At 74.0% G+C, this 21,738-nt stretch carries 24 protein-coding genes; 16 read left to right on the top strand and 8 right to left on the bottom strand.

Features of this window, described 5'->3' with window-relative positions; translation table 11 throughout:
- Nucleotides 1–1,410, bottom strand: coding sequence for an NAD-dependent malic enzyme (locus K329_RS0120455; protein WP_028474497.1), 1,410 nt, complete (start codon nt 1,408–1,410; stop codon nt 1–3).
- 154 nt (nt 1,411–1,564) lie between these two features.
- Here K329_RS0120455 and K329_RS0120450 point away from each other — a divergent pair, with 154 nt between their 5' ends.
- The 6 genes from K329_RS0120450 to K329_RS0120425 all read left to right on the top strand — a co-directional run bounded on the left by K329_RS0120450 (nt 1,565) and on the right by K329_RS0120425 (nt 5,115).
- The gene (locus K329_RS0120450) at nt 1,565–1,915 is read left to right on the top strand and encodes a GNAT family N-acetyltransferase (protein ID WP_028474496.1); all 351 of its coding nucleotides are present in this window, start codon (nt 1,565–1,567) and stop codon (nt 1,913–1,915) included.
- Nucleotides 1,916–1,986: 71 nt separating this feature from the next.
- Entirely contained in the window at nt 1,987–2,919 is a 933-nt protein-coding gene (locus K329_RS0120445) for an aldo/keto reductase (RefSeq protein WP_028474495.1), read from the top strand.
- Between the two features lie 78 nt (nt 2,920–2,997).
- Entirely contained in the window at nt 2,998–3,516 is a 519-nt protein-coding gene (locus tag K329_RS0120440) for an SRPBCC family protein (RefSeq protein WP_028474494.1), read from the top strand.
- On the top strand, nt 3,513–4,385 hold the full coding sequence (locus K329_RS0120435) for a multinuclear nonheme iron-dependent oxidase (RefSeq protein ID WP_245596627.1): 873 nt from the start codon (nt 3,513–3,515) through the stop codon (nt 4,383–4,385). The genes K329_RS0120440 and K329_RS0120435 overlap by 4 nt, the downstream gene beginning before the upstream one ends.
- A complete protein-coding gene (locus tag K329_RS29955; RefSeq protein ID WP_028474492.1) occupies nt 4,382–4,846 on the top strand; it encodes an SCO6045 C-terminal-like domain-containing protein in 465 nt (154 codons plus the stop codon). Before K329_RS0120435 ends, K329_RS29955 begins: the two co-directional genes overlap by 4 nt.
- The gene (locus K329_RS0120425) at nt 4,843–5,115 is read left to right on the top strand and encodes a hypothetical protein (RefSeq protein WP_028474491.1); all 273 of its coding nucleotides are present in this window, start codon (nt 4,843–4,845) and stop codon (nt 5,113–5,115) included. Before K329_RS29955 ends, K329_RS0120425 begins: the two co-directional genes overlap by 4 nt.
- 38 nt (nt 5,116–5,153) lie before the next feature.
- Here the strand turns inward: K329_RS0120425 and K329_RS0120420 are convergent, their stop codons facing one another.
- Nucleotides 5,154–5,786: a nitroreductase family protein gene (locus K329_RS0120420; RefSeq protein ID WP_028474490.1), complete on the bottom strand. Its 633-nt coding sequence runs from the start codon at nt 5,784–5,786 to the stop codon at nt 5,154–5,156.
- A 110-nt stretch (nt 5,787–5,896) separates the two neighbouring features.
- Here K329_RS0120420 and K329_RS29950 point away from each other — a divergent pair, with 110 nt between their 5' ends.
- Nucleotides 5,897–6,496 (top strand): TetR/AcrR family transcriptional regulator, encoded by a 600-nt coding sequence (locus K329_RS29950; protein ID WP_169721622.1) that lies wholly within the window; start codon nt 5,897–5,899, stop codon nt 6,494–6,496.
- A gap of 83 nt (nt 6,497–6,579) precedes the next feature.
- Nucleotides 6,580–8,949, top strand: a complete 2,370-nt coding sequence (locus K329_RS0120410; protein WP_028474489.1) for an MMPL family transporter — start codon at nt 6,580–6,582, stop codon at nt 8,947–8,949.
- A 295-nt stretch (nt 8,950–9,244) separates the two neighbouring features.
- Here K329_RS0120410 and K329_RS28410 read toward each other — a convergent pair whose 3' ends face one another.
- Together K329_RS28410 and K329_RS28405 are read right to left on the bottom strand one after the other, a co-directional pair.
- Nucleotides 9,245–10,627 (bottom strand): trypsin-like peptidase domain-containing protein, encoded by a 1,383-nt coding sequence (locus K329_RS28410; RefSeq protein ID WP_169721621.1) that lies wholly within the window; start codon nt 10,625–10,627, stop codon nt 9,245–9,247.
- A 120-nt stretch (nt 10,628–10,747) separates the two neighbouring features.
- Complete coding sequence (locus tag K329_RS28405; RefSeq protein ID WP_043644325.1) at nt 10,748–11,194, bottom strand: Lrp/AsnC family transcriptional regulator; 447 nt, start codon at nt 11,192–11,194, stop codon at nt 10,748–10,750.
- A 217-nt stretch (nt 11,195–11,411) separates the two neighbouring features.
- Between K329_RS28405 and ald the strand changes: the two genes are divergently transcribed.
- Complete coding sequence (ald, locus tag K329_RS0120395; RefSeq protein ID WP_028474488.1) at nt 11,412–12,539, top strand: alanine dehydrogenase; 1,128 nt, start codon at nt 11,412–11,414, stop codon at nt 12,537–12,539.
- Here ald and K329_RS28400 read toward each other — a convergent pair.
- The gene (locus K329_RS28400) at nt 12,536–13,597 is read right to left on the bottom strand and encodes an ABC transporter permease (protein ID WP_043644322.1); all 1,062 of its coding nucleotides are present in this window, start codon (nt 13,595–13,597) and stop codon (nt 12,536–12,538) included. The genes ald and K329_RS28400 overlap by 4 nt on opposite strands.
- 121 nt (nt 13,598–13,718) lie before the next feature.
- Here K329_RS28400 and K329_RS0120385 point away from each other — a divergent pair, with 121 nt between their 5' ends.
- Entirely contained in the window at nt 13,719–14,276 is a 558-nt protein-coding gene (locus K329_RS0120385) for a TetR/AcrR family transcriptional regulator (protein WP_052337168.1), read from the top strand.
- Nucleotides 14,277–14,331: 55 nt separating this feature from the next.
- Here K329_RS0120385 and K329_RS0120380 read toward each other — a convergent pair whose 3' ends face one another.
- Entirely contained in the window at nt 14,332–14,829 is a 498-nt protein-coding gene (locus tag K329_RS0120380) for an SRPBCC family protein (protein WP_028474486.1), read from the bottom strand.
- A 95-nt stretch (nt 14,830–14,924) separates the two neighbouring features.
- Between K329_RS0120380 and K329_RS0120375 the strand changes: the two genes are divergently transcribed.
- Both K329_RS0120375 and K329_RS0120370 read left to right on the top strand, forming a co-directional pair.
- Nucleotides 14,925–15,371: a DUF6153 family protein gene (locus K329_RS0120375; RefSeq protein ID WP_028474485.1), complete on the top strand. Its 447-nt coding sequence runs from the start codon at nt 14,925–14,927 to the stop codon at nt 15,369–15,371.
- Between the two features lie 78 nt (nt 15,372–15,449).
- Entirely contained in the window at nt 15,450–16,112 is a 663-nt protein-coding gene (locus tag K329_RS0120370) for a DUF305 domain-containing protein (protein WP_028474484.1), read from the top strand.
- A gap of 16 nt (nt 16,113–16,128) precedes the next feature.
- On the opposite strand, the gene K329_RS0120365 is transcribed toward K329_RS0120370, so the two are convergent.
- Nucleotides 16,129–16,746 carry a rhomboid family intramembrane serine protease gene (locus tag K329_RS0120365; protein WP_052337167.1) on the bottom strand — a complete coding sequence of 206 codons (618 nt, stop codon included), beginning with the start codon at nt 16,744–16,746 and terminating at the stop codon, nt 16,129–16,131.
- A gap of 9 nt (nt 16,747–16,755) precedes the next feature.
- The gene (locus tag K329_RS28395; protein WP_052337166.1) at nt 16,756–17,199 is read right to left on the bottom strand and encodes a lipopolysaccharide assembly protein LapA domain-containing protein; all 444 of its coding nucleotides are present in this window, start codon (nt 17,197–17,199) and stop codon (nt 16,756–16,758) included.
- A 213-nt stretch (nt 17,200–17,412) separates the two neighbouring features.
- Here K329_RS28395 and K329_RS28390 point away from each other — a divergent pair, with 213 nt between their 5' ends.
- From K329_RS28390 to folP, 4 genes are all read left to right on the top strand, one after another.
- Complete coding sequence (locus K329_RS28390; RefSeq protein ID WP_084541468.1) at nt 17,413–18,570, top strand: fatty acid desaturase family protein; 1,158 nt, start codon at nt 17,413–17,415, stop codon at nt 18,568–18,570.
- Nucleotides 18,571–18,823: 253 nt separating this feature from the next.
- The gene (locus K329_RS29945; protein ID WP_052337165.1) at nt 18,824–19,783 is read left to right on the top strand and encodes a DUF1707 SHOCT-like domain-containing protein; all 960 of its coding nucleotides are present in this window, start codon (nt 18,824–18,826) and stop codon (nt 19,781–19,783) included.
- A 41-nt stretch (nt 19,784–19,824) separates the two neighbouring features.
- On the top strand, nt 19,825–20,787 hold the full coding sequence (locus tag K329_RS28380; protein WP_245596626.1) for a glucosyl-3-phosphoglycerate synthase: 963 nt from the start codon (nt 19,825–19,827) through the stop codon (nt 20,785–20,787).
- Nucleotides 20,784–21,647 carry a dihydropteroate synthase gene (gene folP, locus K329_RS0120340; protein WP_052337164.1) on the top strand — a complete coding sequence of 288 codons (864 nt, stop codon included), beginning with the start codon at nt 20,784–20,786 and terminating at the stop codon, nt 21,645–21,647. The genes K329_RS28380 and folP overlap by 4 nt, the downstream gene beginning before the upstream one ends.
- The last annotated feature ends 91 nt before the right edge of the window (nt 21,648–21,738 follow it).

Genomic DNA, 21,738 nt, shown 5'->3' with positions numbered 1-21,738 from the left:
TCAGCTCTTGGCGTGCTCCTCGCCCGCGATGGCCGCGGCGACGGCCTTCGGGACGGCCGCGTCGAAGACCGACGGGATGATGAAGCTGGGGTTGAGCTCCTCGTCGGTGACGACGAGCGCGATGGCCTCTGCCGCGCGCAGCAGCGCCTCGACGGTGACCTCGGAGGCGCGGGCGTCGAGCAGGCCGCGGAAGACGCCCGGGAAGGCGAGCACGTTGTTGATCTGGTTCGGGTAGTCCGAGCGGCCCGAGGCCACGATCGCGGCGTACTTGTTCGCCTCGGCCGGGTCGATCTCGGGGTCCGGGTTCGCCAGCGCGAAGACGATCGAGTCGTCGGCCATGTCCTTGATCCACTCGGCCTGGAGCAGGCCCGGGCCCGAGACGCCGATGAAGACGTCGGCGCCGCGCAGGCCGTCCTGCAGCGTGCCCGTGACCTTGCGGGGGTTGGTGCGGCCGGCGAGCTCGAGCTTCGCCGGGGGCAGCGACGTGTCGTCGCCCGAGAGGCAGCCCTCGCGGTCCCAGACCACGACGTCGGTGACGCCCGCGGCCAGCAGCAGCGTGACGATCGCGGTGCCCGCGGCGCCCGCGCCAGCGACGACGACCTTCACGGTCTCCATCTGCTTGCCCACGCAGCGCAGCGCGTTGGTGAGCGCGGCGAGCACGACGATCGCGGTGCCGTGCTGGTCGTCGTGGAAGACGGGGATGTCGAGGCTCTCGCGGAGGCGCGCCTCGATCTCGAAGCAGCGCGGCGCGGCGATGTCCTCGAGGTTGATGCCGCCGAAGCCCGGGGCGATCATCTCGACGGCCTTGACGATCTCGTCGGTGTCCTGGGTGGCCAGGCAGATCGGCCACGCGTCGATGTTGGCGAAGCGCTTGAACAGCGCGGCCTTGCCCTCCATCACCGGCAGCGCGGCACCCGGGCCGATGTTGCCGAGGCCCAGCACGGCCGAGCCGTCGGTGACCACGGCGACCGAGTTGCCCTTGATCGTCAGGCGCGAGACGTCCTCGGGGTTCTCCGCCAGCGCGCGGCTCACGCGACCGACACCCGGGGTGTAGGCGAGCGAGAGGTCGTCACGCGTCTTGAGGGGCACCTTCGAGGTGACCTCGATCTTGCCGCCGATGTGCAGCAGGAAGGTGCGGTCCGAGACCTTGTGCACCGTCACGCCCTCGAGCGCCCGGACGGCGTCGACGAGCTGCTCCGAGTGGTCCGCGTTGCCGGCCGAGCACGTCACGTCGAGCACCAGGCGGTCGTGGCGCGAGTCCGCGACGTCGATCGCCGTGACGATGCCCCCGGCGGTGGAGATGGTCGTCGCCACCGTGCCCACGATCCCGTGGTCGGGCGCCGTGTGCAGACGCATGGTGATCGAGTACGACGAGGCGGTGGCGGGCGTGGGCGGGCTGATCGGGGGCATGCCCGCCAGGGTCCGCTGTGTCGTGGGTTACGCACAAGTCACCTCCGACCGCAACGACCGAAACGGCCCGATCTGAGGCGAACGTCACGGCCCGGGCCCACCAGGAGGCCCACCGACCGAGCGTTCGGCCAGGTCAGAGCGGTAGATTCGCGCCATGACCACCGAGCAGCCGTCCGACGCCCCCGGCCCCACCGTCGTCGAGAACACCGACGAGCACCGCTTCGAGATCCACGTCGGCGGCGACCTCGCCGGCTTCGCGACGTACGAGCTGAAGGACGGCGACGCCGGCCCCGGCACGGTCGTCGCGATCCTCCACACGGAGATCGGCGAGTCGTTCGCCGGTCAGGGCCTCGCGAAGGAGCTGGCCGTGCAGGTGCTCGACGGGCTCCGCGCCGACGGCCGCCAGCTGCTGCCCTACTGCCCCTTCTTCACGAAGTTCGTGCAGAAGAACGCGGAGTACGCCGACCTCGTGCCCGCCGCCCGGCACGAGCAGTTCGGGCTCTGAGCGGGGAATCATCGACGGGCGCGAGCGTTGGGAGAGGTGACCGCACCCCCGATCCCCCAGGAGTCCTGCCCGTGACCTCTCCCGCGACGACCACCCCCACCACGCTCGACCTCGGCCCGCTGATGCTCGGCGGCAACGTGTTCGGCTGGACCGCCGACCGCGACCAGGGGTTCGCCGTGCTCGACGCGTGGCTGGCCGCCGGCGGCCGCTCGATCGACACGGCCGACATGTATCCGCAGTGGGTGGACGGCCGGGCGATCGGCGACTCCGAGCGCATCATCGGCGAGTGGATCACCGCCCGCGGCGTGCGCGACCAGGTCGTCGTGGCCACGAAGGTGGGCCAGGGCGACGGCCGCGAGGGCCTCGCGCCGGAGAACCTCCGCACCGCGCTCGACGAGTCGCTGGAGCGCCTCCAGACCGACCACGTCGACCTCTACTACGCCCACGTCGACGACGAGTCGGTGCCGCAGGCCGAGTACGTCGCCGCGTTCGGCGCGCTGGTGGCCGAGGGCAAGGCGCTCCACCTGGGCGCCTCGAACTTCTCCGCCGAGCGCCTGCGCGGCGCCGTCGCGCTGGCCGCCGAGCAGGGCGTCACCGGCTTCACCGTCAGCCAGGACCGCTGGAACCTCCTGGCCCGCGACATCGAGACCGACCTCGTGCCGACCCTCGCCGAGCTCGGCATCCAGGAGACGCCGTACTCGGCCCTCGCGAGCGGCTTCCTCACCGGCAAGTACGCCGCCGGCGCCCAGGTCGACTCGCCCCGCGCGGGCACCGCGGCGTCGTACGCGCAGAAGCCCGGCGCCGACCGCGTGCTCGCCGCCCAGCTCGAGATCGCCTCCGCGCACGGAGTCAGCCCCACCGCCGTGGCGCTCGCGTGGCTGCGCGCCCAGCCGGTCGTCTCGGCCCCGATCGCGAGCGCCCGCAACCCCGAGCAGCTCACCGCGCTCGTCGAGTCGATGACGCTCGAGCTCACCGCCGACGAGGTCGCCGCGCTCGCCGGCTGACCACCCGGTCGCGGCGCGCGGGGGCACGCCCCCACGCGCCGCGTTTGCGGTGCCCCCGGCGACGGAACACTCGCCGGCATGCCTCAGGTCTCCGTCTCGCGGTGGGTGCCCGTCACCCCCGACCAGGCGTTCGCCGTCTCGCAGACGACGGGCGCGACGCGGCTGCGCTGGGACCCGTTCATCCGCCACCAGGAGCTACTGGGCGCCGACCGGCCCGCCAAGGGCGTGCGCACCCTGACCCGGGCCCGGGTCGGGCCGCGCATGATCAGCGAGTACGTCTCCTACCGCCCGCCCACCTCCGTCGGCATGACGATGGTGAAGGGCCCGTGGTTCTTCGCGTCGTTCGGCGGCGGCTGGCGCTTCACGCCGGAGGCCCGCGAGGTCGACGGCGTCACGGTCGAGGGCGCGGTCGCCGCGTGGAAGTACACGTACGCGGTCCGGCCCGCCTGGCTCCGCCGCGTCGCCGAGCCGATCGGCCAGTGGCTGCTCGGTCGCGAGATCCGGGCGCGCATCGACGCGTTCGCCGGTGCCTGCGCCGACCCCGTCGTCCTCGCGGTGGTGACCGCGGGCCCGTCGCCCTCCGGGGACCCGGCGTGAGCGGCCTGCGCGGCACCGCGGTCGCCTGGCGCCGACCGATCGCCGACCTGCTGGCGTCGTACGCCGCCGCCGGCGAGCTGTCGTTCACCGAGGTCGTCGCGGAGAACGTGCACCCCGACCGCCTGCCGCCCGCCCTCCTCGCGCTCCGCGGGGCCGGCGCGACCGTCGTGCCCCACGGCGTCACCCTCGGCCTCGGCGGCGCCGACCTGCCCGACCCCGCCCGCCTCGCCCACCTCGCGGCGCTCGCCACCGCCCTCGGCGCCCCCCTGGTGAGCGAGCACGTGGCGTTCGTGCGGGCCGCGACCACGCCCGACCCGCTGCACGGCGACGTGCTCGAGGCCGGCCACCTGCTGCCGCCCGCGCGCACCGCCGACAGCCTCGCCGTGCTCGTGGAGAACGTCCGCGCCGCGCAGGACGCGCTCCCCGTGCCGCTCGCCGTCGAGAACATCGCCGCCCTCTTCACGTGGCCCGAGGACACCCTCGACGAGGCCGACTTCCTCACCGCCCTGGTCGACGCCACCGGCTGCCGGCTCGTGCTCGACGTCGCCAACCTGCACGCCAGCGCCACCGCCCGCGGCTCCGACCCGGTCGCCGACCTGCTGCGCTTCCCGCTCGACGCCGTCGCCTACGTGCACGTCGCCGGCGGCGAGGAGCACGCCGACGGCCTCTACCTCGACACGCACGGCCACCCGATGACCCCGCCGGTGCTGGCCCTGCTGCGCACGCTCGTCACCGCCTACGACGACCGCCGCCTCCCGCTGCCCGGCATCCTGCTCGAGCGCGACGACGACGTCACCGAGGCCGCGGTCCGCAGCGAGTACGACGTGCTGCGCGCCGCCGCGGCGCCGCTCGTGCGGGAGCACGCGTGACCACCGGCACCGCCCGGGAGCGGTTGGCCGCCCGCCAGGAGGAGGTGCTCGCCGCGCTCCTGCGCGGGGACGTGCCGCCCGGCGTCGACGCGGCCGGAGCCGGCCTCACCACGCGGGTGCTGCACCGCAAGCGCAGCGACGGCGCGCTCCGCGTCGTACCGGAGCTCGACGAGCTGCCGGGATGGCGCACCGCGTTCCACGCCTGGGCCGCGGCACACCCCGCCGACGGCTGCGCCCACGACGACGTACGACGCTTCGTCGCCGCCCTGCGCGACGGCTCGGTCGACGTGCCGACGGCCGACGACTGGCTCGGCCTCCACGACGTGCACGAGGGACGGCGCCGTGTCGCCCTCGTCCGTCTCGCCGGTCGCCGCACCCTCGTGGTCGGCCTCGGCTCCCACCTCTGGCGCCTCACCCCGCGACGTCGCGGGGGCGCCCTCCTGGAAGGAACGGGCTCATGACCGTCGTCGTCGTCCTCACCGTCGTGGGCGTGCTCGCCCTCACGGCCACCGTGGTCAGCTTCAACCGCACCGCACGCCGCAGCTCGCACGGCCGGCGTCGCGCCGGATGGGCGGCCGGGGGCGGCGGCGCCACCGGTGGCGCCTACGGCTGCGGCAGCAGCGGCGACTCCGGGCACCACTCGGGCGGGGGCGACTCCGGCGGTGGGGGCGACTCGGGCGGCAGCTCGTGCGGATCGTCCTGCGGTGGCGGCTGCGGCGGGAGCAGCTGACCCGAGGGGCAGCTCGGACGGGTCGTCCCGGGGACCGCTCAGGCGAGCGGGGTGCCCCAGGTGCCGTCGTACGCCGTCTCGGCCAGCGCACGCCGCACGCGCTCCTTGCGGTGGCGGTCGGCGTCCTCGGGCGCGGCCGCCTCGACGTGCGCGTCCTCCCCGACGTACCCGACCGCGATGCCGGCGAGCACCCGGAACGACGCGGGGATCCCGAGACCACGCGCGGCGGCCTCGTGGTCGAAGCCGGCGAACTGGTGGGTGTGCAGACCGACGGCCTGGGCCTGGAGCGTCAGGTGCGCCACCGACTGGCCGAGGTCGTAGAAGGTGTAGTCGCCCTTGCCCGACCGGCCGTCGTGCTCCCCGACCAGCGTCGCCGCCACGATCAGCACGGGCGCGGTCGGCACCCAGCCGGAGTTGCCCGCGCTCAGCGAGTCGACCACGACGTCGTACGACGCGGTGCCGCGCCGCGTGGCGACGAACGCCCACGGCTGGGTGTTGCCGGTCGACGGCGCCCACGACGCGGCGACGAGGAGGCTCTCGAGGGTGGCGTCGTCGATCGCGGCGTCGGTCGCGAAGACGGCGGGGCTCCAGCGCGAGCGCATCGGCTCGGCGAGGAGCTCGGCTCCGGGACGGGGGGCGCGGAGCGTGGTGGCGGCGGCATCGGTCGACATGCCGTCCATTGTGGCGAGGCGGCCCGCTCGGCCTCACGTCACCGGGTGAGGCGGGCGTCACAGACCGAGCCACTTTGCACTCAGAGCCCCTTAGTGCAAACTTGCACTCCGTGAGCCCGAGTGCAGATTCCGAGTCGACCGACGGTCGCGCCGCCCGTCGTCAGGAGACGACCCGACGCATCGTGGTGACCGCCCAGAAGCTGGTGCTGGACCGTGGGCTCGAGGGCTTCACGATGGACGAGCTGGCCCAGGCCACCGGCGTCTCCCGCCGCACCCTCTTCAACTACTTCCCCTCGAAGCTCGACGCCTGCCTCGGTCCGTCGCCCGACCTGCCCGACGAGCTGATGGAGGCGTTCCGCGCCGGCGGACCGACCGGCAACCTGGCGTCCGACCTCGAGGTCGTCACCCGCCACGTGCTGGGCCAGGAGCCGCCGACGCCCGAGGAGCTGCAGCTGGGCCGGGCCCTCCTGCAGATCCCCCGCTTCCACCAGGCGGTGCACGAGCGGTTCGAGGACCTCGCCCGCAAGCTCCAGGAGGGCATGCAGGACCGCGAGAGCGAGCCCGTCGACCCGGCCTCGGGCCGCCTCCTCGTCCGCCTGCTGCTCGCCGTCGTCGAGTCCGCCGTCGACGCCAGCGTCGCCGGCGACGACACCCCGCTCCCCGACCTCTTCTCACGCCAGCTCGCCCGCGCCCGCGCGCTGTTCGCCTGACCGTCCGCACCGCACCGCACCGCCCCGCACCGCACCGCCCGACCACCCCGGTACCCCACCCCGGACCTCGACCAGGAGACCCGATGGCCACCCTGCTCTACCGACTCGGCAAGACCGCCTACCGACGATGGCCGCTGTTCATGGCCGGCTGGTTCATCGCGCTCGTCGCCGTCGGCGCCGTCGCGGCGACGATGAGCAAGCCGATGACCGACAACTTCTCGATCCCCGGCATCCCGTCCGAGCAGGCGGCCGACCTGCAGGCCGAGCTCTTCCCCGGCGCCATGGATCCCTTCGACCAGGCCAACGCCACGGTCGTCGTGGGCGTGCCCGAGGACGCTCCGGCGGACGCCACCCTGGCGGACCCGGAGTACGCCGAGGCGATCGACGCACTGGTCGCCGAGCTGCAGGAGGCCCCGCAGATCGGTGACAACGCCGCCGCGATCGTGTCGCCCGTCGCCGCCGTGGACGCCCTGCGGGAGCAGCTCGCCGAGTCCGGCCTGGACCAGGCCGCGATCGACGAGCAGGTCTCGCGCGCCAACATCGTCTCGGACGACGGTCGCGTCGGGACGATCCCGTTCGTCTTCGACGTCGACACCGTGGCCGACGTCGAGCCGGCCTCGCAGGACGCGGTGCTCGACCTCCTCGACGACGCCCGCGGCGACCTCGTCGCCGAGGTCAACGGCGCCGGCATGCAGAGCTTCGCTCCGCCGGGCGCGACCTCCGAGGCCATCGGCATCGGCATCGCGCTGATCATCCTCATCATCACGTTCGGCTCGTTCGTGGCCGCCGGCCTGCCCATCCTCACCGCGATCCTCGGCGTCGGGCTCTCCATCACCGGCATCACGGCGCTGACCGCCTTCATGGACATCGGCTCGTCGACGCCGATCCTCTCGACGATGATCGGGCTCGCGGTCGGCATCGACTACACGCTCTTCATCCTGGCCCGCTACCGCGGCGAGCTGAGGCACACCGACGACCGGCAGGAGGCGACCGGCATCGCGGTCGGCACGGCCGGCTCCGCCGTGGTCTTCGCCGGCCTCACCGTGCTCATCGCGCTCAGTGCCCTCGCGGTCGTGGGCATCCCGTTCCTCACCGCCATGGGTGTCGCCGCCGGCGCCACCGTGCTCATCTCGGTGCTCGTCGCGCTCACGCTGCTGCCGGCCGTGCTCGGCCTGCTCAAGTCGAAGGCGTTCGGCGGCCAGGTCCGCAAGTACTCCCCGAAGCACGACACCGACGGCCGCGGCCGCCCGCAGGTGCTCAACAACGGCGTGCGCTGGGCCCGGATCGTCGGCAAGCGCCCGCTCGCCGTCGTGCTGCTGGTGACGGTCGCGCTCGGCGCGCTCGCCATCCCGCTGAAGGACCTCCACCTCGCGTTCCCGACCGACTCCACGGCCGCTGCCGACACCACGCAGCGCAAGGCCTCCGACCTCCTCACCGAGGCGTTCGGCCCCGGCCAGGAGGCCACGTTCCTCTTCGTCGTCGACGGGCGCGAGCTCGCCGAGGGCGACCGGCAGGCGGCGTACGACGAGGTCGTCTCCTGGGTCGAGGGCCAGGAGGGCATCGAGTACGCCGTGCTGGCGCCCAGCGGCGGCGGCGAGGGTGCCGAGGGCGGCACCGAGGGCGGCGGGGACCCCGCGGCCGCACCCGTCGCGGACGGCGCCACCATCATCGGCGTCCCGACCACCGGCCCCCAGGACTCGGCCACCGAGGACCTGCTCACCAACGTGCGCGACGGCCAGTCCGAGATCGAGGAGGCCACGGGCACCACGCTCGGCATCACGGGCCTCACGCCCATCACGGTCGACGTCTCGGAGCGGCTCGCCGACGCGCTGCCGGTCTACCTGGCCGTCGTCGTCGGTCTCGCGTTCATCCTGCTGATGATCGTGTTCCGCTCGATCATCGTGCCGCTGACCGCGACGCTCGGCTTCCTGCTCTCGGTGCTCGCGACGCTCGGCCTCACCGTCCTGATCTTCCAGGAGGGCACGTTCGGGATCATGGACCCGCAACCCATCGTCAGCTTCATGCCGATCTTCCTGATCGGCGTGGTCTTCGGGCTCGCGATGGACTACCAGGTCTTCCTCGTCACCCGCATCCGCGAGGCCCACGTGCACGGCGCCGACCCGCGCGAGGCCGTCATCGACGGGTTCCGCAACTCGGCCCGCGTCGTGGCCGCCGCCGCGGCGATCATGATCTCGGTGTTCGCGGCGTTCATCGCCCAGGACGACGCGATCATCAAGTCGATGGGCTTCGCGCTCGCCGTCGCAGTGTTCCTCGACGCCTTCATCGTGCGGATGACCTTCATCCCCGCGCTGATGTACCTGCTCGGCGACAAGGCCTGGTACCTGCCGAAGTGGCTCGACCGGATCCTCCCCGACGTGGACGTCGAGGGCGAGAAGCTCGACCGGGCGCACCTGCGCGCGGGCGACGACGAGCCGGCGACCGCCGGGGTCTGACCTCCGCCCCCTCCGCTCCGCCCGCCGGCGGTCGCGACACCTCGGTGTCGCGGCCGCCGGTTCGTCTGCCGGGCCCCCGGGGGTCGAGCGACCCCGCGTCCCCGGTGGTTGAGGAGCGAGCGCCAGCGAGCGTCTCGAAACCACCCAACCCCTCAGGTCTCGAGACGGTTGCTGCGCAACCTCCTCGACCACCGGGCTCCCCAGGGACAGCCGAAGGGCCACGGGCGAGCCGCCCGGGGAAGGCGGCTCGTCCGTGGCCCTGGACCGCGCGTGGGGCGCGGCGGGTCGGCGACGGTCAGTTGACCGGCGACTCCCCGAGGGTGACGTCGGCGGTGCGCTCCTGGCCGTCGGCGGATGTCCAGGTGACGCTCACCTCGTCCCCCGGCTGGTGGGTCGCGACGGCGGCGGCGAGGTCGTCGTACGACGAGATGCGCTCCCCGTCGACGGCCGTGATGCTGTCGCCCTGGGCGATCCCGGCGTCGGCGGCCGGCGTACCGGACTCGGCCTGGGCCACGAGCACGCCGTCGGCGGAGGAGTCGATGGCCACGCCGAGGTAGGCCGCGGCGCCGATGGTGACGCCGTCGCCCTCGTCGCCGTCGACGACGAGCTGGACGACGTCGAGCGCCTCCTCGATCGGGCGGGCGTAGCTGATGCCGCCGCCCTCGGACTGTGCGGCGGGCGTCGTCATCGGGAAGCCGCCGCCCTGGCCGTTGCTGGAGGACGCGGCCGTGCTGATGCCGATGACCTCGCCCTCGTCGTCGAACATCGGGCCGCCGGAGTAGCCGGGCACGACGTCGGCGTCGGTCTCGATGAGGCCGGTGATGTCGGTGGTGCCGCCCGTGGCCTCGTCGGTGGTCGTGATGTCCTCGTCGAGGTCGGTGACGACGCCGCTCGCGGCGGAGAGGTAGCCCTGGCCGCTGGCGTTGCCGAGCGCGGTGACGGCCTCGTCGATCGCGACCCCGCCGTCGTCGTCGATGGTCACGGTGTCGAGGTCGTCGGCGTCCTGCAGCTGCAGCACGGCCACGTCGGCCTCCTCGTCGTACCCGACGACCTCTGCCGTGTACTCCTCTCCGGTCGCCGCGACGATCGCCTGGACCTCGGTCGACCCGTCGACCACGTGGTAGTTCGTGAGCGCGAGGCCGTCGGAGGTCAGCACCATCGCCGTGCCCGCCCCGGCACCGCCGGGCAGCACCGTGTCGATGAGCAGGACGCCGGCGTCGGACGGCTCGTCGCCGTCGGAGGTCGCGTCCGTCGTGCCGTTGCCCCGGTCGATGAGGTCGTCGACGCTCGGCGAGGAGCCGTCGCCCTCGGCGTTGTCGGCGAACGGGCTGCTCGCGTTCCCGGTGCTCCCGCCGGACGACGTCGTGTCCGCACCCGCCGTGTGCACCGCGATCGGGATGGCCACCGCGCACGCCAGCGCCGCCCCGGCGAGGCCGCCGCCGACCGCCGCGAGCCAGCCGCGACCCTTGCGCGGCGGGCGCTGGCCGTAGGGGGCCTGGCCGTAGGGGGCCGGGCCGTAGGGGGCCGGGCCGGGCTGCTGCTGGCCTGCGTACGGCGGGAGCCCGGCCTGGTGGCGGGCCTGCTCGTAGGGCGTGGGCTGCCCGTACGGCGCTGCGTAGGGGCCGCCGTACGGCGTGGGCTGCTCGGGCCGGCCGGGCTGCGGGGGAAGCGGACGCATGTCGTTCATGGCAACCAGTTGACTCCTCGATGCTGCAGGTCCGGTGAGCGCTGCCTGTGAAAACGGTGTGAGAGCCGGCGCCCACGGAGCGGCCCTCCCCGCGGGGCGGCGCGAACCGCCTCAGAGGGGTCCGGCGCCGGTGAGGTGCTCGAAGATCAGGTGCGTCTCGGTCATGGCGACCTCGGGATTGGTGCTGAGGTTGTCGGCCACGAAGTCGCGCAGCTCGTCGGAGCCGGTCATCGCGACGTGCACCTGGAAGTCGTCGGACCCGGCGAGGAAGAAGACGTTGAGCACGCCGGGCAGTCCGGCCATCCGCACCGCGAACTGCCGCAGGTTGGCCCGCGCGTGCACCCGCAGGCGCACGGCGACCATCGCCTGCAGCGGTCGCCCCATCTCGCCCGGGTCCAGCGATGCGTGGAACCCCCGGACGACGCCGCGCTCGACGAGCGCCCGCACCCGCGCGTGGCAGGTCGAGGGGGCGATGCCGACGCGGGCCGCCAGGGTGCTGTTGGCGATCCGGGCGTCGGCGCGGAGCAGGTCGACGAGGGCACGGTCGGTCGGGTCCACGGGGTCTCCTCGGGTCGGTCCTCCGGTCGGTGGCCGCCGAACATCCGACGGCACGACGACGCCGTGGCGGGCGCCGTACCGAAGGATAGGGACGATCTGACGTCTGAGCCGAAGAATCGTCGGCATAACTGGTCGCGGCTCGCCAGGAACTCCAGACTGAGCGGGTCGCGTCGACACCCCCTCGCGCGGCGCCCGCCCCCACACCCAGGAGCAGACCATGCGCATCGGCGTCCCGAGCGAAGTGAAGAACCACGAGTACCGCGTCGCCCTCACCCCGGCCGGCGTCACCGAGCTCGTGCGCCACGGCCACGACGTCGCCGTGCAGGCCGGGGCCGGGCTGGGCTCGTCGATCACCGACGAGCAGTACGTCGCCGCGGGCGCCCGCACGGTCGCCGACGCGGACACCGTCTGGGGCGAGGCCGACCTCGTGCTGAAGGTCAAGGAGCCGGTCGCCGAGGAGTACCACCGGATGCGCGCCGGCCAGACCCTCTTCACCTACCTCCACCTCGCCGCCGACAAGGCGCTGACGGAGGAGCTCGTGGCGCGCGAGGTCACCGCGATCGCCTACGAGACCGTGCAGACGTCCGACGGCGCACTGCCGCTGCTGGCCCCGATGTCAGAGGTCGCCGGGCGGCTCGCCCCGCAGGCCGGCGCCCACCACCTCATGCGGGCCGGGGTCGGCGTGCTCGGCGGGCGCGGCGTGCTGATGGGCGGGGTGCCGGGCACGTACGGCGCCAACGTCGTCGTGGTCGGCGCGGGCGTCTCCGGGATGAACGCCGCCTCGATCGCCCTCGGGATGGGTGCGCGGGTGCTGCTCTTCGACCGGTCGGTCGCCGCCCTGCGCGCTGCGGACCGCGTCTTCGGCGGCCGTGTGCAGACCGTCGCCTCCAACGCGCTCTCGCTCGAGGAGGCCGTGCTCGAGGCCGACCTCGTCATCGGCGCCGTGCTCGTGCCCGGCGCCAAGGCCCCGACGCTGGTCTCGAACGAGCTGGTCTCACGCATGCGCCCGGGCGCCGTGCTCGTCGACATCTCGATCGACCAGGGCGGCTGCTTCGAGGACTCGCGCGCCACCACGCACGACGACCCGACCTACCGCGTGCACGACGCCACGTTCTACTGCGTCGCGAACATGCCCGGAGCGGTGCCGCACACCTCGACGTACGCCCTCACCAACGTGACGATGCCCTACGCCGTGGCCCTCGCCGACTCGGGCTGGCGCGACGCCTGCGCGGCGGACCCCGCGCTCGCGCTCGGCCTCAACACCCACGCGGGCGTGGTCACCAACGCACCTGTCGCGACCGCGCACGGGCTCGCCGCGACACAGCTCGCGGAGGTGCTCGCCTAGGGCGTCGCGAGCCCTGCCCGCGCCGCAGCGCCGTCGGTCCGGCGGTGCAGCAGCCACGACGCCACCATCGTGACCACGATCCCCGCGACAGCCCAGGCGGCGATCACGAGGAGCGGTCCGCCGATCCCGGCGGCGTCGAAGTAGACGGCGCCGCGCACCGCCTCGGTGGCCGCACCGTTGGGCAGCCAGGGCCCGACGGTGCGCCAGAAGGTCGGCAGCAGGGCCGCGGGGATCGCGCCGCCGGCGCTCGGGTTGCCGATGACGACGAACAGCAGGATCGCCACCGCGATCCCGACCGTGCCGAGCAGCACCTGCAGCGCCACCGTCATCGCGGCCGCGGCCAGCACCACGAGCGCCCCGATCGCGGTGAGCAGCCACACCGGCCCCTCGAGCGCCCCCAGCCACGGGCCGACGACGAGCGCACCGCCGAGGCCGGACGCGACGGCGTACGGCACCAGCGCCGCCAGCCGGATCGCCGCCCGCCGCGGGGTGGCGGGTCGGCTCCCCTGGGCCACGCCGAGGAGCGAGGCGACGAGGTAGCCGCCGACCATCCAGCCGACGACGAGGTAGAAGCCGGTGAGGCCGCGGGCGTCGCCGCCCTCGAGGGGCACCAGGTCGGTGGTCGCGAGCGTGCGGCCCTGGGTGGACTCGGCCTGGGCCAGCACCGTCTCCACGGCCGTCGCCACCGCCGACCCGCCGCCGGAGGCGACCAGGAGCGTGTCCTCCGTGCCGTCGGTCGACACGACCAGGGCGGCGGACAGGTCACCGCTCTCGATCGCGGCCCGGGCGTCGGCCTCGGTCGTGACGCGCGCGGCCAGCGGGGTGCCGTCGATGTCGTTCAGCTGCTCGACCGTCTGCGCCGCGACCGTGTCGGGCGCGACGACGCCGACCTCGATCTCGTGGGGCGTCGGGTCGTGGAAGGCCCCGACGTACGACGCGACGAAGGCGAGCTGGAGCACCAGGACCCCGAGCACGAGCGCGACGGAGCGCAGCGGCACGGCGTCGGTGAAGGTCTGGCGGGCGGTACGGCGGGCGGCGTGCTCCGGGGTGGTGGTCATCGGGTCTCCATTGCGCTACTGGTGGTATCGCTTTGACGGTACGCACGACTCGAGCGATGCGAAACCATTGGTAGCGATATAGGCTTGTGACGTCGGAGACAGCCCCACGCACGGAGGACGGATGAGCGGGACCACGCGCAGCGCCGGCCGTCCACGGCGCGCCGGGGTGACCCGGTCGGTGCTGGACGCCGCGGTCGACCTCGTCGGTCGGCAGGGCTACCGGGCGACGTCGCTCGACGAGATCGCGCGGGCCGCAGGGGTCGCGAAGACCACCGTCTACCGACGCTGGGACTCCAAGGGAGCGCTCGTCGCCGACGCGCTGCTCGACCGGCTCGGCGACCTGCCCGGCGTCACCGGGGAGACCGACCTGCGGTCGACGGTCGCGTGGCTGGCGCGGTCGGCCAGCGCCCCGGACGTGCACGCCCTGCTGCTCGGCGTGATGGCCGAGTCGTCGGACGGCGACCTGCGCACGGAGCTGCGCGAGCGCGTGCGCGGTCCGTTCGTGGCCGCGCTGGGCGACGGCTGGCGGGTCGACCACGCGTCGGCCGCGACGGCGTTCGACCTGGTGGTGGGCACGCTGCTGTTCCGCTCCACGGGCGCCGACCCTGTCGACGACCGGCTGGTCGACGACGTCACCGACCTCGTCGTCGGCTACCTGAACGGCAGCCGGGCCACCTAGGCGGCCGGTCAGGGCGCGTCGGCGGGACCGCGCAGGCAGACCGGGCGCCGGCGGCTCAGGCGCCGGGCTGCGCCTCGAGGTGGCGGTCGAGGTTCGTCGCGAACTTGGAGCCCATCGTCGTCAACACGCCCTTCATGGCCGTCTTCACGGCCGGGGCGGCGACCTTCGGCAGCGGCAGGTCGACCGCGAGGGTGAGGCTGATCGCGAGGTGGGTGGCGGGGCCGTCGCTGCCGTCCTTGCGGCCGGCGTCGCGCAGCTCGTACCAGCCCTCCGCGCCGGCCTCCTCCTCAACGCCCGCGGGCGGTGCGTGGGTGAACTCGATGCGCTCGAGGTCGGTGAACACCATCTTCTCGGTGAACGTCGGCGCGACGGCGGTGCTGAGCACCGGGATCTTCGTCATGCTCCAGGTCCACGTGTCGCCGTCCGCGACGATGCCGGTGAGCAGCGGCGTCAGCTCGGCGAGCAGGTCCGGGTTCGTCAGCACGTCCCAGATCTGCTGCCGGCTCGCGGCCACGACGGCCTCGGACTTCTTGGTCGTGGAGAAGGTGGTCATCCCCCGATCGTGCCCCGTGAGCCCTCGGCGGGGCTCACCCGGAGGGGGCTCGCTGCAGATGGGTGCGTGGGCCCGCCGCTCGTACGATCGTCCCGATGACGCGTCCGACGACCCGCACTCCCGTACGACGGCTGCTCGCCGCCGTCGTGCTGCTGGGCGTCCTCGGCATGCACGGCCTCGCCGGCGCCTGCCTCCCCCACGGCACCGCCGGCCCGCCCGACGACGGTCACACGGCCGGGACCCACCACGCCCTTGCGGCTGCCGTGGCCACCGGTGACACCGCGGGCACCGCGCACTCCGGAGCCGGTGGGCACGACGCGCAGGCGTCCACGGACGAGCCGTCGGGTGCCGCGCACCTGGTGGTCGGCCTCTGCCTGGCGTTCCTGCTGGGCGTCGTCGTGCTCGCGCTGCTGCGGGCCCGCGGCTCGGTGGTCGTCGCGCTCGCCGCCCGCCTGACGGTGGCGGCGAGACGCACCCGGACGGCCGCGCGCTCCTGGCGCGCTCCTCCCGACCTCGTCGCGCTCTCGATCTGTCGGTGCTGAGCAGCGCCGTGCCGCGGACGTCCCGTCCGCGCACCACCGCCTGCGCCCGCACGACCCATCGACCCGAAGGACCGCACCATGACCACGACCGCACCCGCCCGCGCCCGCCGTACGCGCCGGGCCGCTCTCGCCCTCACCGCCACGCTCGCCCTCACGCTCACGGCGTGCGGCGGCGCCGACGACGACGCCGCCCCGGCGGCTCCCCGCACCGCCGCCGACGGCAGCGTGTTCAACGACGCCGACGTCACGTTCGCGACCGAGATGATCCCCCACCACGCCCAGGCCGTCGCGATGGTCGACCTCATGGACGGCCGCACGCTCGACCCGGCGCTCGTCGATCTCGGCGAGGGCATCCGCGAGGCGCAGACCCCGGAGATCCAGCAGATGAGCGCCTGGCTCACCGCCTGGGACGAGCCCGTCCCGGAGACGGTGCGCGACCACGCCAACGCCCACGGCGGCGACCACGGGAGCGACCACGGGGGTGACGACGAGGACGGCGACGGGATGGCGGGGATGGAGGGGATGCTCTCCGCCGACCAGATGGCCGAGCTCGAGTCCGCCGACGACGCCGCCTTCGTCGACCTCTGGGTCGAGGGGATGATCGCGCACCACGAGGGCGCCGTGGCCATGGCCGAGACCGAGATCGATGAGGGCGCGAACGAGGAGGCCGTCGCGCTCGCCGAGCAGGTCGTCGCGACCCAGAGCGCGGAGATCGAGGAGCTGCAGGCCCTGCTGGGCTGACCCCCTCGACGGCCCCTCAGCGGCCCCGGAGCTCGGCGGCTCCGGGGCTGCTCGCCGTACGGCGCGGGGCCAGCCACCACGCCGCGAGCCCGCCGCCGACGGCGCCGAACAGGTGGCCCTGCCAGGAGATGCCGGGCTGGCCGGGGAGCACGCCCCACAGCGCGCCGCCGTACACGACGAGCACGAGGACGCCGACGGCGATCTGGCCGGGACGTCGGGCGAAGAAGCCGCGCAGCACGAGGTAGACGAGCCAGCCGAAGACGAGCACCGACGCCCCGAGGTGCACCGTGTTCTCGCCGGCGAAGAGCCACGTGCCGAGGCCGCCCACCACCCACACCACGGCGGTGGCGGCGAGGAACCGGCCGATGCCCGAGAGCGCGATGACGAAGCCGAGCACCAGCAGCGGCACGGTATTCGCGGCGAGGTGGCCCCAGCCGCCGTGCAGCAGGGGGGCGAAGACGATGCCCAGCAGCCCCTCGTCGCTGCGCGGCTGCACGCCGTACTGGTCGAGGCGGTTGTCGAGGAGCTGGTCGACCAGCTCGACGACGTAGAGCAGGGCCACGAAGACGCCGACGAGGGTGGCGGCGTCGCGGACGGGCTCGGACCGGGACGACTCCCGCACGGGCGTGCTCATGCCGACAGGCTAGCCAGCGGAGGCGTCGCGACGGGTGTGCGCGACCTCCCGGCGCAGCTGGGCGATGCGCACCGTGCCGATCAGCAGGGAGACAAGACCCACACCCACACCGGCGGCGAGGAGCGCCACGGCGAGCGGCGCCTGCCCCTCGAACCACAGGAACGAGATGGTCACGGAGCGCGTGTTCTGCGCGACGAAGATCAGGAGCGCGACGAGCAGGAGGGTCGCGACGCCGACGCCGACCCAGATCGCGCCGGCACGGGTCCGCTCCGGGCGGGCCTCGGAGCGGCGGCTGCCGCGGCTCGACTTCGCCGGTGCGGCGGGCGCCGCGGGCTCGGCGGGGGGTGCCGGCTCGGTCGGGGGCGTCGGCGCACCGGGAGGCGTGGAGCCCCCGGCAGCCGGCGGCACGGGACGGTCGACGCCTTCCGGCGGGGTGGCGGGGGTGACGGTCACGGGGGGCTCCTCGGGTCCACGGACATGAATTGCCCTTCGGTACCCCCTCTGACCCGGCGGAACACGTGCGCGACCACGGGGCGCCGACGATCTCGTCGGGACGGTCGGCAACCGCCCGGAGTGCGCCTACTGTGGCATGACACGTGATCATCTGCCTGCCCGGAGATCCTCCCCGTCGGCTCGTGACCCCTGATGGGACCGAGGACTCGACCCATGGCTCCACGACCGCACGGTGGCCCCGTCGCCACCGCACCGCCCGCCACCTCACCGCCCGCCCCCGTCGACAGCGCGCCCCCCGTGGCCCGGCGGGCACGACGGCCGGCCGCGCAGAACCTCTACACCGACCTGGCCCGCGAGATGCGCGAGAGCGGACTGCTCGACCGTGCCCACGGCTACTACTGGTCGCGCACCGTGGCGCTGGTGGCGGCGTACGTCGGCGTCTGGGTCGGCGTCGTGCTGCTGGGTGACTCGTGGTTCCAGCTCGTGCTCGCCGTCGCGCTCGGCCTGCTGATGACCCAGTTCGGCTTCCTCGGCCACGACGCCGCCCACCGGCAGATGTTCCGCTCGGCGCGGTGGAACAACGGCGCCGCGCGTGTGCTCGGCGGGCTCTTCGCCGGCATGAGCCACGGCTGGTGGCGCGCCAAGCACAACAAGCACCACCAGGCCCCGAACCAGGAGGGCATCGACCCCGACATCGGGCCCGGCGCCCTGGCCTTCACCGCCGACATCGCCGCGGACCGCACCACCGGGTTCGCCGGCTGGTTCACGGCCCGGCAGGGCTGGCTGTTCTTCCCGCTCCTCACGCTGGAGGGCCTCAACCTCCACGCCGAGAGCATCCGGCCGCTCGGTCGGCCCGGCATCTCCCGCGGCCAGCGCATCGAGGCCGCGCTGGTCGGTCTGCGGCTCGTGGTCTACGTCGTCGCGCTGTTCGTGCTGCTGCCTCCGGGGATCGCGATCGCGTTCTTCGCCGTCCAGTCGGCCGTCTTCGGGGTGTGCCTCGGGGCGTCGTTCGCGCCGAGCCACAAGGGCATGCCGATCGTGCCGCCCGGGATGCAGATCGACTTCCTGCGCCGCCAGGTGCTCGTGTCGCGCAACGTGCGGGGCGGGCTCCTCGTCGACGCCGCGATGGGCGGGCTGAACTACCAGATCGAGCACCACCTCTTCCCGAGCATGCCGCGGCCGCACCTCAAGCGCGCCCGGCCGATCGTCAAGGCCTACTGCGAGCGCCACGACGTCGGCTACACCGAGACCGGGCTGTTCGAGAGCTACGGGATCGTCATCGACTACCTCAACAACGTCGGGCTCCGCGCCCGCGGGCCGTTCGACTGCCCGATGGCCCTGACGCTCCGGGACTCAGCGGTCGGGTCCTGAGCGTCCGGACGTCCGGGCGTCCGGGCGTCCGCACGGCAGCGTGCGTGCCCGTCCCGCCGGGGGCGCGAGTGTGGCGGACGGATGCCGGCCGCACCACGCCTGACGCGCATCCGTCCGCCACACCGGCCGGCCGCTTCACGACGGTGGCGGACGGATGCAGGCCCGACGACCACCGGAGGGCATCGGTCCGCCACGCTCGGTGACCACCCCACCTCCGCGGTGGAAGAGCCGCGCGCCTGGATAGGTTGACCGCGTGGCATCGGGGAAGCGCGCGCGGGACAGCGACCGGGAGTCCGTCGTCGCCGTCCTGCACGACGCGTTCGTCGACGGCCAGCTCGACCCCGCGGAGCACGAGCGCCGCGTCGAGGTCGCCCTCGCCAGCGCATACGTCGACGACCTGCGCCCCCTCCTCGACGACCTGCAGGTCGAGACGCCGGCGGCGCTCGCCGTACCCGGCCCGGCACCGTCCCCGCAGCGCCCGACAGCGGCCCGTGACGACGCCGCCTCGAGGCGCGCGACCTGGGGTGCCCTCGGCGTCATCGTCGCCACCGCCGCCACCGCCGTCATCGGCGGCGCCGTCTGGCTGGGCGTGCGGGGCGGCGACGACGCCCCCACGGCGTACGACGACGCGCCCGCCGCCGTGGGTGAGGTGGACGAGGAGATCGTCGCCGAGCAGCAGAGCCAGGCGATCCGCTGGGAGGACGCCGAGCTGCTGCCCGAGCAGGCCAACGGCGCCGAGTTCGTCGACCCGTCGCTCGGCGAGTGGACCTTCACGAAGTCGAACCTGCAGTCGGTGCTCGGCGTGGTCGAGGAGCGGCTCGGCCGCTACTACACCGCCCTCACCGTGCGTGACGGCTACCTCAGCATCACGCGGCCCGTCGCAGCGACGTCGCCGACCACCGAGACCTGGATGTACGGCGACGAACCCGGCAAGGGCTACTTGTGGACCAAGGCCGAGGTCCGCGCCGACACCACCCGCGTGCTGGACCTGCAGGACCTCGACATCGACCGGCTCTTCGCCAACATGGAGCGGGCCACGACAGGGCTGGGCCTGCCCGGCGCGGTCGTGACGTGGGTGGACGTGTCGGTCGGCATCATCGACCTCGTGCCCGAGCTGGACATCTGGGTCGAGGATCCCGCGACGAACAACGTGGCGTGGCTGACGACGACCGTCGCCGGGAGCATCGTCTCCGACAACCCCTACCGGCCGTAGGCCCGCCTCTCCGCCGCCACCCGCCTGACTACGCTGACCGGGTGATCCCCTCGGCCCCCGACGCCACCACGACGTGGTCGGGTCGCCGTACCCACCGCTGGGCCGACTGGCCGCTCGACGACCTCCTCGCCGCCCGCGCCGCGACCGGCACGACCGTCAGCCTCGTGGTGCCCGCGCGCAACGAGGCCGCGACCGTCGGCGACGTCGTCACCCGGGTGCGCAGCGCCCTGATGGACACCGCCGACCTGCTCGACGAGGTGGTCGTCATCGACTCCGACTCGAGCGACGACACCGCCGCCGTCGCCGCGGACGCGGGCGCCACCGTGCACCGCGCCTCGGAGATCCGGCCCGACCTGGGCTGGGCGCCCGGCAAGGGCGAGGCCATGTGGAAGTCGCTGTTCGTCACCCGCGGCGACGTGCTCGTCTTCATGGACGCCGACCTGCGCGAGTGGGACACCCACTTCGTGCCGGGCCTCCTCGGCCCCCTCCTGACGGACCCGTCGGTGGGCCTCGTGAAGGGCTTCTACGAGCGACCGCTCGACGTCGAGGGCGGCGGCCCGTACGACGGGGGCCGCGTCACCGAGCTCGTCGCGCGTCCCCTCATCGCGCTGGCGTTCCCCGAGCTGGCCGGCCTCGTGCAGCCCCTGGCCGGCGAGTGGGCGGTGCGGCGCGAGCTCTTCGCCTCGCTGTCGGTGCCGACCGGGTACGCCGTCGAGCTCGCCGCCCTCGTCGACACCCTGCGCGCCCGCGGGGTCGACGCGATCGCGCAGGTCGACCTCGGCCGCCGCTCCCACCGTCACCAGGCGCTCGCCGACCTCGGGGCGATGGCGACGCAGATCCTCGCGGCGGCCGCGCGCCGTACCGGAGAGGTCGGCCCCACCGACACCGTCGCGCTACGCCAGTTCCTGCCCGGGGCGGAGGCCCGCGTGCGCGCCGTCGCGGTGGGCGAGCGCCCGCCGTACACCTCGCTCGTGCCCGCGACCCCCACCCCGGAGAGCCGATGACCCTGCGCCTGGGCCGCCACAGCTTCGCCGACGACCGGCCGCTGATGATGGCGATCGTCAACCGCACCCCCGACTCGTTCTTCGACAAGGGCGCCACGTGGGCCGAGGACTCGGCCTTCGACCGCGTCGCCCAGGTGGTCGACGAGGGCGCCGAGATCGTCGACATCGGCGGCATCAAGGCCGCGCCCGGCGTGGTCGTCGACGACGAGGAGGAGAAGCGACGCGTCGTGTCGTTCGTGGCGCGGGTGCGGGCGGCGTACCCCGGGCTCGTCATCTCCGTCGACACGTGGCGCGCGTCGGTCGGCCGCGCCGTCTGCGCGGAGGGCGCCGACGTGCTCAACGACGCCTGGGGCGGCGCCGACCCGGGGCTCGTCGACGTCGCCGCCGAGTTCGGGGCCGCGATCATCTGCACCCACACCGGCGGGGTCACGCCGCGCACGCGGCCGCACCGCATCGCGTACGACGACGTGGTCGCCTCCGCGATCGCGGACACCACGGCGTACGCCGAGCGCGCGCTGGCCGCCGGCGTCGACCGGGAGTCGATCGTGATCGACCCGGCCCACGACTTCGGCAAGAACACCTTCCACTCGCTCGAGATCACGCGCCGGCTCGACGAGATGACGGCCACCGGCTGGCCGGTGCTGGTGAGCCTGTCGAACAAGGACTTCGTCGGCGAGACCCTCGACAAGCCCGTGGGCGAGCGGCTGCTCGGCACCCTCGCGGCGACCACGGTCTGCGCCCTCGCGGGGGCGCGGATCTACCGCGTGCACCAGGTGCCCGAGACCCGTCAGGTCGTCGACATGACCTGGACGATCGCCGGGCGACGCCCGCCGGCCAGGGCCATCCGCGGTCTGGCCTGAGGCCGCGGACGGGCCCCGCGCTCCGACCAACCGTCGCCCAGCGTGCACCTCGGCGTCACCCGCTCCGGGGGCGTCGGCGCGACCATGGGGC

Origin of the sequence: Nocardioides alkalitolerans DSM 16699 (genome assembly GCF_000426525.1) — a bacterium.
In the GTDB taxonomy this organism is placed as follows: Bacteria; Actinomycetota; Actinomycetes; order Propionibacteriales; family Nocardioidaceae; genus Nocardioides; species Nocardioides alkalitolerans.
This window is presented reverse-complemented; position numbering and strand designations above follow the sequence as displayed.

Coding starts and splice junctions, on each gene's coding strand:
- K329_RS0120385 (WP_052337168.1), top strand. CDS start 13,719: ATGAGCGGGACCACGCGCAGCGCCGGCCGTCCACGGCGCGCCGGGGTG.
- K329_RS0120455 (WP_028474497.1), bottom strand. CDS start 1,410: ATGCCCCCGATCAGCCCGCCCACGCCCGCCACCGCCTCGTCGTACTCG.
- K329_RS0120425 (WP_028474491.1), top strand. CDS start 4,843: ATGACCGTCGTCGTCGTCCTCACCGTCGTGGGCGTGCTCGCCCTCACG.
- folP (WP_052337164.1), top strand. CDS start 20,784: ATGACCCTGCGCCTGGGCCGCCACAGCTTCGCCGACGACCGGCCGCTG.
- K329_RS0120370 (WP_028474484.1), top strand. CDS start 15,450: ATGACCACGACCGCACCCGCCCGCGCCCGCCGTACGCGCCGGGCCGCT.
- K329_RS0120410 (WP_028474489.1), top strand. CDS start 6,580: ATGGCCACCCTGCTCTACCGACTCGGCAAGACCGCCTACCGACGATGG.
- K329_RS0120365 (WP_052337167.1), bottom strand. CDS start 16,746: ATGAGCACGCCCGTGCGGGAGTCGTCCCGGTCCGAGCCCGTCCGCGAC.
- K329_RS28400 (WP_043644322.1), bottom strand. CDS start 13,597: ATGACCACCACCCCGGAGCACGCCGCCCGCCGTACCGCCCGCCAGACC.
- ald (WP_028474488.1), top strand. CDS start 11,412: ATGCGCATCGGCGTCCCGAGCGAAGTGAAGAACCACGAGTACCGCGTC.
- K329_RS0120450 (WP_028474496.1), top strand. CDS start 1,565: ATGACCACCGAGCAGCCGTCCGACGCCCCCGGCCCCACCGTCGTCGAG.
- K329_RS0120375 (WP_028474485.1), top strand. CDS start 14,925: ATGACGCGTCCGACGACCCGCACTCCCGTACGACGGCTGCTCGCCGCC.
- K329_RS0120420 (WP_028474490.1), bottom strand. CDS start 5,786: ATGTCGACCGATGCCGCCGCCACCACGCTCCGCGCCCCCCGTCCCGGA.
- K329_RS28410 (WP_169721621.1), bottom strand. CDS start 10,627: ATGCGTCCGCTTCCCCCGCAGCCCGGCCGGCCCGAGCAGCCCACGCCG.
- K329_RS0120440 (WP_028474494.1), top strand. CDS start 2,998: ATGCCTCAGGTCTCCGTCTCGCGGTGGGTGCCCGTCACCCCCGACCAG.
- K329_RS0120380 (WP_028474486.1), bottom strand. CDS start 14,829: ATGACCACCTTCTCCACGACCAAGAAGTCCGAGGCCGTCGTGGCCGCG.
- K329_RS28390 (WP_084541468.1), top strand. CDS start 17,413: ATGGCTCCACGACCGCACGGTGGCCCCGTCGCCACCGCACCGCCCGCC.